Source organism: Micromonospora sp. WMMD1128 (assembly GCF_027497235.1).
GTDB lineage: Bacteria > Actinomycetota > Actinomycetes > Mycobacteriales > Micromonosporaceae > Micromonospora.
Genome location: NZ_CP114902.1, coordinates 1885017 through 1897912 on the forward strand (window position 1 = coordinate 1885017; position 12896 = coordinate 1897912).

Here is a 12896-nt window from a genome sequence, read left to right on the forward strand (position 1 = left end):
TGGGATACTCACGGTGCCGACTCTGACCCGCCGCCCCCAGCGGGGCCGCCTGCTGTCCACGACGCGTCGGCTGATCGCGGTAACAGTGACCGCGGTCCTCGGTGCCGGGCTGCTCGCCGTCCCTCCGGCGCAGGCCAGGCCCCGTCCGTCGTTGCCGAGTGTGCGGCCCGAGAAGCTCGACTCCATCGGCGGTCCCGCGAAGCAGAAGGCTCTGCCGACCAAGGCGGCCAAAACCGCCGATTGGGGTGACCCGGTGTGGCCGGCTCCCGGGCGTGCCCGGGCCGCCCTTCCGACGGCCACCGCCCGCGCCGCCACCCCCGCCCGCGCCGCCACCCCCGCCCGCGCCGCCACCCCCGCCCGCGCCGCCACCCCCGCCCGCGCCGCCACCCCCGCCCGCGCCGGGAGCCTGCCGGTGCGGGTCACCCGCGCCGCGACGCCCTCCGGCCGCACGATCACCGGCGTGGACGTGGAGGTTCACGATCGGGGCAAAAGCCCCAGTGCCTGGCGCGACGGTCTGCTGCTGACCTTGCGTTCCGAGGGCGCCGCCGGGCCGGCGGACGTCGATGTCACCGTCGACTACAAGCCGTTCCGTCACGCCTACGGCGGCAACTGGTCCTCACGGTTGAAGCTGTGGACTCTGCCCGCGTGCGCCCTGACGACCCCGGCCGTGCCAGAGTGCCGGGCCACACCGGTCAAGTCGGTCAACTCGGTCGCGGACGGCACCGTGAGCGCGCGGGTGTCCGCGGCGCCGGCCGGGACCGTGATGGCCCTCGCGGCCGGGGCCGCTGGCGTGCAGGGCGACTACTCCGCCACACCGCTCACCGCCTCATCCACCTGGTCGGCCGGCGGATCGACCGGCAACTTCACCTGGTCGTACGACATGCGGGTGCCGCCGGCGGCCGGGCTGGCGCCAAGGGTGTCGCTGGCCTACTCCTCGGGCACTGTCGACGGGCGATCGAGTGCGGAGAACAGCCAACCGTCGTGGGTGGGCGAGGGCTTCGACTACTCACCCGGGTTCATCGAACGCAGCTACGTCCCGTGCAGCGAGGACATGGCCGGGTCGGCCAACAACTCGGTGAAGACCGGCGATCTGTGCTGGCGGTCCTACAACGCGACCATGTCCCTTAACGGCGGTGGCAGCGAGCTGGTCTTCGAAACCGGTAAGGGCTGGCACTCCCGCGACGAGGACGGCGCAAAGATCGAGAAGCTGCCCGGAGCGAGCAACGGCGCCGACGGCGGCGAGCACTGGAAGGTCACCACCACCGACGGCACCCAGTACTACTTCGGCCTGAACAACCCGCCCGGCCAGAGCACCGCCACGAACTCCACCTGGACCGTCCCGGTCGCCGGCAACCACACCAACGAGCCCTGCAACGCCGGCACCTTCGCCGCATCGTTCTGCACTCAGGCGTGGCGGTGGAACCTCGACTACGTCGTCGACCCCCGCGGCAACACCATGTCCTACTGGTACGCCCCGGAGACGAACCGGTACGGCAAGAACCTCAAGGCCACCGACAAGGCCCTCTACACCCGCGGCGGCACGCTGAGCCGCATCGACTACGGCACCTGGGACCGACCGGACGGCCGCTCCACCACGCCGACCGGGCAGGTCACGTTCACCGCCCTGGACCGCTGCGAGTCGAACTGCACCAACCACAGCCCCGGCGTCAGCTGGAAAGACGTCCCCTGGGACCAGGAGTGCACCTCCGGCGCCACCGACTGCGGCACCAACTACGCCCCCACCTTCTGGTCGACCAAGCGGCTGGCGAAGGTGAGCACCCGGGTGTGGGACACCACCAAGAACACACCCGCCTGGCAGGACGTCGACTCCTGGACGCTCACCCATACCTATCCGTCGGTTGGTGACGGCAGCGACTACGCCGGCATGTGGCTGGCCTCGATCGTGCACACCGGTCTGGTCAAGAACACCACCGCCACCGGCTCCACCACCACCGTTCCCGACAACCTCGCCCCCGTGGCGCTGCCGCCGGTGACGTTCGAACCCACGTCCCTGCCGAACCGGGTCCTCGCCTCGCACAACACCACCAACAACCGCAACCGCATCGGCAACATCATCACCGAGACCGGATCCAAGATCCAGGTCACCTACAGGTTGCCCGAGTGCACCTCCAGCAACCTGCCGAGCGCGCCGGAGACCAACACCAAACTCTGCTATCCCGTCATCGGGCCGGACCCCTACAACCCGGGTGGATCCGACATCACCGAGTGGTGGCACAAGTACGTCGTCCGGCAGGTGTCGCAGTCCGACATCCCCGCCAAAGTCGACAACGTCGACTACCAGTCCCCGGTGCAGAACACCTTCTACGACTACCCCGGTGATCCGGCCTGGCACTACGCCGACGACGACGGACTCGTCAAACCCAAGCGCAAGACGTGGAGCCAGTTCCGCGGCTACCGCACCGTCGAGACGCGCACCGGTGATGCACCCCGGCAGACCCTGACCCGTACCACCTACCTGCAGGGCATGCACGGCGACCGCCTTAACGCCTCCGGCGGCAGCCGTAACGTCACCATCGGCGCCTCACTCGGCACAGAGACCGTCTACGACGAGGACCAGTTCGCCGGCATGATCCGCGAAAAGGTCGTTTACAACGGCGCCACCAGCAAGCCGGTCAGCAAGACCGTCAACGTGCCGTGGCGCTCCTCGGAGACCGCGTCGCGCACCATTAACGGCGACACCGTCACCGCCCGGTTCGTCAACACCAAAACCACCTACCAGGGCACCGCACTCGGCGTCGACGGCCAAGGAGGCTGGCGCACCACCCGCACCCAGTCCACGTTCGACGACACCTACGGCACCCTCGACCGGATCCAGGACGACGGCCAGTGGCCCGCCACCGGCGACGAGCAGTGCACCGAGCTGACCTACAACCGCAACCTCGGCGCAAACATCACCGGCACGGTCAAGCAGACCACCACCACCGCCCTGGCCTGCGGCAACGCCCCCACCAGCACCGCCGACGTCATCTCCGACACCCGCAACACCTACGACGGCGCCGCCAACCCGAACATCGCACCTACCTACGGCGCGGTCACCAAGGTCGAGAAGCTCAAGAACTGGTCCGCCTCAGCCGGTACCACCTGGCAGACCACCGCGCAGAGCACCCAGGATGCGTTCGGCCGTATCGTTACCGCCACTGACGCGCGCGGCAACACCACCACGACCACCTACACGCCCGCCACCGGTCCGATCGCCTCGATCAACACCTTGAGCCCGGACCCCAATGGCGGCGCCGCGTGGAGCACCACCGTCACCAACGCCCCCTACTGGGGCGTCCCGGTCAAGACCACTGACCCCAACAACCGGGTGAAGGACAGCACCTACGATCCGCTGGGCCGAGTCGCGAAGGTCTGGGCCGTCGGTTGGGACCGCAAGAACCGCGAATCGACCCCCTCCGTCGGCTACACGTACTACTACGCGCCGAACCGCGACGCCTACCCCTGGGTGCAAACCAGGACCGTCAACGCCGGCGGCGGCTACCTGACCGCGTACCAGATCTTCGACGCGTTGCTGCGTCCCCGGCAGACCCAGTCCACCGGCGCCAACGGCGACCGCGTCATCACCGACACCATCTACGACACGTCCGGACGCGTCGACGCCACCTACGGCGCCCACGGCAAGATCGGCGCACCGTCAGGAACCCTGTGGGGGCAGCCCGAATGGTCGGTGCCGACGGTTAACCGCACCGTGTACGACGACGCGTCGCGTCCCACCGCCGCCATCCTGCTCGGCACCGACGGGGTCATCAACCAGGTCGAGAAGTGGCGCACCACCACCGCTCACCTCGGTGACCGCACCAGCGTCACCCCACCCGCTGGCGGCACCCCCACCACCACCGTCACCGACGCCCGGGGCCGCACCGTCGAGCTGCGGCAGCACACCACCACCCAGGGCATCGCCGGCGCCTACCAGAGCACCAACTACACCTACAACCGCAAGGGCCAACTCACCACCGTCACCGACCCCGACGGCAACGAATGGACCTACACCTTCGACGTCAAGGGCCGGCAGATCTCGGCCAAGGACCCCGACAAGGGCACCACCACCAGCACCTACACCGACACCGACGACCTCGCCACCACCACCGACGCCCGCGGCGAGGTCCTCGCATACCAGTACGACAACCTCGGCCGAAAGATCGGCCTCTACGACGACACCATCTCCACCGCCACCAAACGCGCGACCTGGAAATTCGACAAGACCGACATCATGTTCGGCGGCGAAGCCGTCCGCGGGCAGCTCACCGAAGCCACCCGCTTCGACCCCCCAGGCTCCACCAACGCCTACAAAATCCGGTACCTCGCCTGGACCAAGCGCTACCAGCCCGGCGCCGTGCAGTACGTCATCCCCGCTACCGAAACCGGTCTGAACACCACCTGGGAAATCGGCTACGGCTACCGGGAACAAGACGGCTCCCCCAGCAGCGTCACCATGCCCGCCGCCGGTGACCTCACCGGCAGCGAAACCATCACCACCGGCTACGACGCCACCTCCGGCCTGCCCGTCACCCTCACCACCGGCTCCGCCTACGGCAACAGCTACGTCATCGGACAGCAGTACACCGCCTACGGCGAACCCACCATGCTCACCCGCAAAAGCGCCGGCAACTACGTCGAAGAGACCAACACCTACGACCTGACCACCCGCCGGCTCACCAACACCTACGTCAAACCCGAAACCGCCGCTGGCAAGGTCTCCAACCGCACCTACGACTACGACGACGCCGGCAACATCACCTCCATCGCCGACCAGCCGGAGGTCGGCCAGACCGACACCCAGTGCTTCCAACAGGACCCGCTCGGCCGACTCACCAGCGCCTGGACCCCGAAGACCGGCGTCGACTGCAAGACCACACCCACGACCGCCAACCTCGGCGGCCCCGCCCCCTACTGGCACGACTGGACCTTCGACAAGGTCGGCAACCGCCTCACCGAAACCGCCCACACCAGCGCCGGCGACACCAAACGCACCTACACCGTCCCCACCGGCGGGCAGAACGTCGTGCGCCCCCACGCCGCCACCTCCGTCCTCACCGAAGCCCCCGGGCAGCCCGCTGTCACCAACGCCTACGCCTACGACAACACCGGCAACACCATCTGCCGCCCTACCGGCGCCGCAGCCAACACCTGCCCTCCAGGCAACGCCTCGCAGAACCTGTCCTGGGACTCTGAGGGACGGTTGAACAGCATCTCCGGTGATGCGCCCAGCGCCGGCAGCAACATCTACGACGCCGACGGCAACAGACTCCTACGCCGCGACGCCACCGGCACCACCCTCTACCTACCCGGCATGGACATCCGCTGGAACGGCACCAGCCGCAACACCACCCGCTACTACACCTTCGCCGGCCAGCTCATCGCCTCCCGCACCGCAACCGCCCTCACCTGGCTCATCACCGACCACCAAGGCACCCAACACACCACCATCAGCAACACCGGCGCACAAACCGTCACCCGCCGCTACCAAACCCCCTACGGCAACCCCCGCGGATCCCAAATCCCCTGGGCCAACCCCAAGGGCTACGTCGGCGGCGACAACGACCCCAGCGGACTCACCCACCTCGGCGCCCGCGAATACGATCCAGGACTCGGCAGGTTCATCAGTGTCGATCCTGTCATGGACCTCGCCGATCCACAGCAATGGAACGCCTACGCCTACAGCAACAGCAACCCCATCAACCTGTCCGACCCCAGCGGCCTCAAAGCCTGCGCTGACGACCGCTGCGGCCCTGGCGCCGACTACGACGACCTCTACGGCAAGCCGGTCTCTGTCAAGGGCGACAACGACGGCTGCAACGGCCACTGCGGCGACGACGATTGGACCAGCGCCCGCAAAAACCACAAAAAGACCAACGGCGGTGGGGGTCGGCGTAGCCCCAAGAGCTTCCTGGACGACGTCAAGGCAAAACTTGACCGACTGGATGCCGCGACGGTCGACAACCCCGACTGGGCGCTGCAGCCTGTCTACCAAGGCTGGCAAAACGCAGAAGTCGCGGCCGAAGGGCTTCTCGGGGTAGACGACCTCTACACCTGCGCAGCCACAGGCGACGGCGAAGCCTGCGCCTGGACCGCCTTCAACGGCATCGCTCTACTAACCGGCATGTGGGCCGCCAGAGCAGGCGGTGGCCTCATCGCCGCCGAAGGTGCCACCAACGGCACCAAAATCGCTGCAGGACTGTGCAGCTTCTCCGCTGAGACACAAGTGCTCATGGCAGACGGCACCACCAAGGAGATGCAAGACCTCCGAGTCGGAGACGTGGTCGCTGCTGCTGACCCCGAGACCGGGGAAAGCGGTGCCGAGAGCATCACGAACCTCTGGATCCACGACGACGAACTTCGCCTCCTGTCCGTCGCCGGGGGATCGGTGGCGACGACCAACGACCACCCTTTCTGGAATGCAAGCGAACACGTATGGCAGCCCGCCAAGGAACTCGCCGCGGGCGACGCTCTGCTCAGCAGTGACGGTAGGCTGCTGGTTGTTCAGGGGTTTGGCGCAGAGATTGGGACCCGCGCGGCGTACAACCTGACGGTCGCTAACCTTCACACGTACTATGTAATCGTTGGCGGCACATCGGTACTGGTGCACAACACGAATGGTTGTCGGGTGGTCTCGAAGTATGAGGACGTAACCCGGCCTGGTGCCCGCATGTCGAATAGGCTTACTGATGTTGGCCCCAATGAGTTCGCGCGAAATCTCGAGGCGAATGGTTGGAATCGTATGGACAAGGATTGGGGGACGGTGTACGAGAAGGGAGGAGCAAGGTATCAGCTTCGTGATCATGCGAAGTCCCACGATGGATGGACGGCCGAGTTTTTCAAGCCCGGTTCCAAGAAACCCGATCTCAAGATCAGATTGGGGGAGGACTAATGACGGCAAGCGGTCTGATATCCGATCGCAACGACTATGTGGCGATCCGTTCGCGCGCGGCTGCGGTGTTTCATGTTGATGCCAGGCTTCCCGGTCAAGTCTTTAGGGCGGGCGCAAGTGATTCTCTATTCTGTGAGTTCGAGGCAATCCTAGCCCCAGACTTCTGGCCAACATTCTGCGCCATGGCGCATTGGTATGGCGACCCTCGAGTTGAGCTGCTCGTTTTGGAACCCGACTGCGGTGAATACTACTTCCCGAAACATCATACTTATTCTGCAGTCTCTCTTCCTGTCGAAGCCGGCGAGGACGATTACTGGGCTGCGATCGGGTGCGAGCTGTCCGGAGACGCATATACGTCGTTGGCGGTAACGGCAAACGTAGTTGCTGTTGGTGGAGCTTCTGGAAGATGGGGGTGCTGGGGCGAGAGGGACTCCGAAGTTGCAGTTTTTAGCGGCTTCCCGAGTCCGGCTCATCGAAGTGAGTGGCGTGCTCGATTTGGCCCGTTCCTTGAGGTGTCTGACGCTTTGAATTCGTACTTTCCCTGGACCTATAGAGGTCATGCTGCGCCAGATGGATACGCTGCTGCGCTGACGGCCAATTATGGTCCCCCAGTTGATTCGTCCTTGTAAGAACTCCTAACTCTGGATGCGTTGGAGTTGGCGCCAGCAGATGAGGGCGCAGGCGAGGCTGAGGAAGGCTTCGTGGATGTCGTCGCGGATTTCCCAGCGGATGCGTAGACGGCGGAACCAGTGCAGCCAGGCGATGGTGCGTTCGACGACCCAGCGTGTGGTGCCGAGGCCGGAGCCGTGGGGTGTGCGGCGTCGGGCGATGACGGGGGTGACGCCGCGGGCGCGGACTTGTTCGCGGTGGCTGTCGTAGTCGTAGCCCCGATCGGCATACAGCCGGTCGGGGCGCCGCCGGGGTGGGCCCGGTCGGCCGCCGATGGCGGGGATGGCGTCGAGCAGGATGGTGGTCTGGGTGGAGTCGTGTCTGTTCCCGCCGGTCAGCGTGACCGCGAGGGGGATGCCGCCGGCGTCGGTGATGACGTGGTGTTTCGAGCCCGGTTTGCGGCGGTCGACCGGGCTCGGACCGGTTTTGGGCCGCCCTTGAGCGCCCGGATGTGGGAGCCGTCGATCACCGCCCTCGACAGGTCCAACTGCCCCGCGCCATGCAGGCGGGCCAGCAGCAGCTCGTGCAGCCGCTGCCACACCCCGGCCTGGTTCCAGTCCCGCAGCCTGCGCCAGCAGGTCATCCCGCAGCCGAACCCCAACTCCTGAGGTAGGTACTCCCACGGAATCGCGGTGTAGAGCACGAACAAGATCCCGCACAACACTTTCCGGTCATCGAGGGGCTTACGCCCCGGATACCGGCTGCGGCGTGGTGGGCGGGGTGGCAGCAGCGGCGCGATCTCGGCCCACAACTCATCCGAGACGATCCACGGCGGCTGCTCACCCCTCCTCACGTTCAGACGAAACGACCCTCACGTCCGATCGGTTACGCCCAACATCATTAAGTTAGGACCTCTTAGTACACCTATGAAGAGTTGCGGTGTAGGTCGGCGCGACCGCCTCAATTCGTCGTGTGATCTAGCCGACACGCGAAGCGAAGTTGAACTTAGGTTGGTTGCACCGTATGCTATGAGCATGTGCACCCGGATTGGTGCACAAATGAAACTCGTGGGGGTTCAAGTCCCCCCTCGGACACATCATTACCACATATCGATCAAAATCCGCGCAGGTTGACCTGCGCGGATTTTTCTGTGGGTTGGTGTGCAGTGTTCCTGGTCGCAGATGATGGTGATCTTCTTTCTGCGCAGGAGCGTGACCAGGTCGTGTGGAGCTTGGATGCCGCTGGCGAGGCGAGGATGGTCGGCGAGTCTCGCGATGATGTGGTCTTCTCTGAGGTAGAGGATCTTGCGCCGGTGACGGGCGGCGGCCCAGCCCCGCGACACCGAGATCAGCGGCGGCGTCCCGCACGGCCCCGGGCCCGCCACCGCTGTCGAGCAACTCGTCGACCAGCAGCGGGAACCGGCCCGCGGTGAGGCGCTGCGGCACCCAGGCCACCTCCCGCCTGCGTCGAGCCCACTCCGCGCCGCGCCGCAAACCGGTGTACACCGACACCGCCGCCGGCCAGGGGATGCAGGCCGCGCGCCGCGTGCAGCAGGGTCGTCTCGCCGGAGCCGTTGGGCCTGTCAACGCCACGTGCTCACCCGGACCGACGACCAGATCGACCGCGTCCACCGTGGTCCTGCGGCCGTACCGGCAGGTGACGGCCCGGAATGTCACCGCGGCGGCGCTCACTCGACCGGCCTCGGCGCGCGGTGTCCAGTGGGTGGCCCGCAGATCCTTCGCGCACCCATCCGGCCGTCGCGTGTCCGAGTCGCGGGACACCTCGACGGCACCGATCAGGACGCGACGAGACCGGCGTCACCCGCCCCGACCTGCCACACCGGCCGCGTTCGGACGACTGGCTACGATGGCGGCAGCGCTGGTTCATCCGGTCGGCGACGGCCGGGTGTCGTAAGAGGGAACCCGGTGGAAGTCCGGGACTGCCCCGCAGCGGTGAGTGGGAACGACCGCCGTCAACGAAGCACTGGGCCACCGGCCTGGGAAGCGACGGCCAGTAGGTGACCGAGACCGGTCATGCCCGCGAGTCCGAAGACCTGCCCGCGCCGCGCGCACCACCGGTGCGCGCTGCCGTCGACCTCGCGGGTGGGCCGGGCGGGTGACCCGTCGTACGCGACCCGTCGGCGTGTCCTCGACGCGCGCCCTCCGGTCGGCGGTCCGCTGCATCGAGGACGGACCCGCACAGTGCCCGACACCATCACGCTCGCCGGCCGACCACCGTCGGCGTCGCACCTGACCCTGTCGCAGATCATGGACCAGCACCACACCAACCTGATGGGTACGGTGCACGGCGGCCGGATCCTCAACCTGATCGACTCGGTCGCCGGGGTGGTCGCCGCGCGCCACTCCGACGGCCCGGCGGTCACCGCTGCCATCGACGAGACCGCCTTCCTGCGCGCGGTCCGGGTGGGCGACGTGGTCCACGTCGACGCCCGGATCACCTGGGCCGGCCGCAGCTCGATGGAGGTGGCGGTGAAGGTCAGCGCGGACCGGTGGGACCGGGCGGTGCCGCCGGTCGACGTGGCGACGGCGCATCTGGTGATGGTGGCCGTGGACGATCACGGCGATCCCCGTCCGGTACCGCCGCTGCTGCCGGAGACCGACGGGGACCGGCGGCGTTACCGGGAGGCGCAGATCCGGCGGGAGCACCGGCTGGCGCTGCGGCGGGCGTTGCTCGACGGCGCCGGGGAGGGCTGAGCGATGCTCGGACTGTCCGTGGCGACCCTCGCCGGCTACCTCGCCGCGATCGTCGTCCTCATGGTCACGCCCGGTCCGGACATGATGTTCGTGCTGGCCAACGCCACCCGCTACGGCGCCCGGTCGGGCGTCGTCGCCGCGCTGGGCGTCGCCGCGGGGGAGGCCGTGCACGTGGCGGCGGTGGTCGGGGGACTGGCCACCGTGATCAGCGCGTCGCCGACGTTGTTCACGGCGATCCGATGGGCCGGCGCCGCGTACCTGATCGTGTTGGGTGTCCGGGCCTCGCGCCACCGCGATCCGGTGGCCGTCACCGGTCCGGACCGTGGCGCGTCGCCCGGTCGGGCGTTTCTGCGCGGCCTGGTGACGAACCTGCTCAACCCCAAGATGATCCTGTTCAGCGTGGCGTTCCTGCCCCAGTTCGTCGACCCCGGCACCGGCGACGTCACGGCGCAGCTCGTCCTGCTCGGCGCCGTGTTCGTCGCCGTGCAGCTCGCCGTGGACGTCACCCTCGGCGCGGGCGCCGGCCGGCTCGCCCGCCGGTTGGCCGACCGGCGGTGGTCGCGGCGGATCAACCGGCTCTGTGCGGTCGCGTTCATCGCACTCGGCGTCCGGCTGGCCGTTGGCTGACATGCCGTCACCTGGTGGGGCGGCGCTCACGCCGACTACCTGAGCGTCGTTCGCACCGGTGCCGGCCGGCGCAAGCAATCGTGGCGCGGGTCAGGGCGGCGTTCGGGTCGGCGCCGAGGATCAGCGGTGACGGCGCGACGTCGCCGCGGACGAGGAGGTCGCCGATGGCGGCGATCATGGCGCCGTTGTCGGTACAGAGTCGGGGTGCGGGCACGCGCCGGCGGCGTGACAGCGGTGTCCGGCGAGGGCACGCACGCGGCTGTTGGCGGCGACGCCGCCGACGAGTAGCAGGGTGTCGATGTCGCGGTCGCGGCAGGCGGCGACGGCTTTGAAGACCGCACGAAGCTGCCGGCCCACCGACCCCGACACCGCGAGGCCGGACGACGTGAGCCCGTCGCCCAGGCCCGGCCCCCGGGTCACCGCTACGCGCACCTGGGTGGTGTCGTCCCACCGTGTGTGGGACAGGCACACCGCCAGCCCACCGCGGTCGGTGGGGTTCGTCCGGTGCCCGCGGGGGCGGCCGGTTGACCGGCCGTTGCGGTCAGGTGGTCCTGCCGCGGCACGGCGCGCTACGACGCCGCGACGCGCGAGTGTCGTACGAAGAGCGGCGCGGCGGAGCCGATCCATCACGGCGCTCACCCGCTCGACAGGCGATGTGATCAATCCCCGCTCCTCACGACAACCGCCACCTTGTTGCAAGATACTGGCAACAACCAAACTATGGCAGCATCACCGGAAGGATTCCCTGATGGCGCTCTACACCCTGCCCGACATGCCCTACGACTACGGCGCGCTGGAACCGGCCATGTCCGGCGAGATCCTCCAGCTGCACCACAGCAAGCACCACGCCGCGTACGTCAAAGGCGCCAACGACGGCCTGGAGCGGCTCGCCGAGGCCCGCGAGAAGTGCGACTTCGCCACGCTCGTCGGGCTGGAGAAGACGTTCGCGTTCAACCTCTCCGGCCACGTGCTCCACTCGATCTTCTGGGGCAACCTGTCCCCGGACGGCGGCGACCGCCCCGACGGCGACCTCGCCGCCGCGATCGACGAGCACTTCGGCTCCTTCGACGCGTTCGCCGGCCAACTCTCCGTCGCCACCAAGGGCGTGCAGGGCTCCGGATGGGGTGTCCTCGCGTGGGAGCCGCTCGGGCGGCGGCTGATCGTCGAGCAGGTCTACGACCACCACGGCAACGTCGGCCAGGGCACCACCCCGCTGCTGGTCTTCGACGCCTGGGAACACGCCTACTACCTGCAGTACCGCAACGTGCGGCCCGACTACGTCGACCGACTGTGGAACCTGGTCAACTGGTCCGACGTGATCGCCCGATTCGACGCCGCCCGCGCGACGAGCCCGAAGATCTGACCTGGTGGACGACACCACCCCCGCCGCGGCGGAACTACTCCAACGCGCTGCCGGGGTCATCGCCGCGAAGCACCGCGGTGACCTCGCCGGCGCCGAGGAACTGCTCGCCGCGTTCCCCGGCGAGCAGGCCCGCACCCTCGGCTTCTACCTGCTCGCCGACCTGGCCCTCGGCCTGGTCCGGGCCAGCAGCGGCCAGTCCATGGACGACCTGGTCCGGGAACTGTCCCTACTCGTCGCTGCCACCTCAGCCCAGCCACCGGTAGAGGGAAGCTGAGAGCAGGGTCCTCGACGCCCGCACCAACGGCGACGAGGACCCTGCCAGCGGCAGGCGCCGCCGGACGGCGGCTCTCACGGGCGATGCGGCAGGGCCGCAGCAGGATCTAGACCTACGGCTTGAACAAGATTGAGGTCGCACAGGGAGATCATCAACTGACCCTCCTGTCCTAGGACGCTGTACACGTTGTGCCGAGCAGAACCATCACCCTGCAATGTGGTCACCGCCTCGCACAACGCCGCTTACCCTGATAAACGGCGACAGTGAGCGCGTGGGACTGCTCACCGTCCCGTGGCCCGCGCCGGGTGTAACCGGCGGGCCAGCGGCACTTGCGAGATAGCGATCGGCGCACCAGTCTGCGGTCATCATGAGCATTCCGAACAAGTGCACCCGCTCGTGGTGGCTCACCTCCACCGGCTC

General features: G+C 67.8%; 6 protein-coding genes and 1 riboswitch. Of the genes, 5 read left to right on the plus strand and 1 reads right to left on the minus strand.

The features are described from left to right. Positions 1–13: 13 nt before the first annotated feature. Positions 14–6889 (plus strand): RHS repeat-associated core domain-containing protein, encoded by a 6876-nt coding sequence (locus O7602_RS08970; RefSeq protein WP_281587806.1) that lies wholly within the window; start codon positions 14–16, stop codon positions 6887–6889. 635 nt (positions 6890–7524) lie between these two features. On the opposite strand, the gene O7602_RS08975 is transcribed toward O7602_RS08970, so the two are convergent. Continuing rightward, positions 7525–8324 (minus strand): IS5 family transposase gene (locus O7602_RS08975; protein ID WP_281590221.1). Its coding sequence is split into 2 segments (ribosomal slippage): positions 7525–7988 and positions 7988–8324, totalling 801 coding nucleotides; the frame shifts between segments, so codons are not numbered across the junction. A gap of 1036 nt (positions 8325–9360) precedes the next feature. Next, positions 9361–9574: riboswitch (cobalamin riboswitch) on the plus strand. Positions 9575–9699: 125 nt separating this feature from the next. On the opposite strand from O7602_RS08975, the gene O7602_RS08980 reads away from it, so the two are divergent. From O7602_RS08980 to O7602_RS08995, 4 genes are all read left to right on the plus strand, one after another. Then, positions 9700–10212, plus strand: coding sequence for an acyl-CoA thioesterase (locus tag O7602_RS08980; RefSeq protein WP_281587807.1), 513 nt, complete (start codon positions 9700–9702; stop codon positions 10210–10212). Positions 10213–10215: 3 nt separating this feature from the next. Then, entirely contained in the window at positions 10216–10839 is a 624-nt protein-coding gene (locus O7602_RS08985; RefSeq protein ID WP_281587808.1) for a LysE family translocator, read from the plus strand. 748 nt (positions 10840–11587) lie between these two features. Beyond that, positions 11588–12202: a superoxide dismutase gene (locus O7602_RS08990; protein ID WP_281587810.1), complete on the plus strand. Its 615-nt coding sequence runs from the start codon at positions 11588–11590 to the stop codon at positions 12200–12202. A gap of 4 nt (positions 12203–12206) precedes the next feature. Continuing rightward, a complete protein-coding gene (locus O7602_RS08995; RefSeq protein WP_281587812.1) occupies positions 12207–12476 on the plus strand; it encodes a superoxide dismutase in 270 nt (89 codons plus the stop codon). Positions 12477–12896: the final 420 nt, after the last annotated feature.

What these genes read in the sequence shown, in the direction of transcription:
- O7602_RS08985 (WP_281587808.1), top strand. Translation starts at nt 10,216, where the DNA reads ATGCTCGGACTGTCCGTGGCGACCCTCGCCGGCTACCTCGCCGCGATC.
- O7602_RS08990 (WP_281587810.1), top strand. Translation starts at nt 11,588, where the DNA reads ATGGCGCTCTACACCCTGCCCGACATGCCCTACGACTACGGCGCGCTG.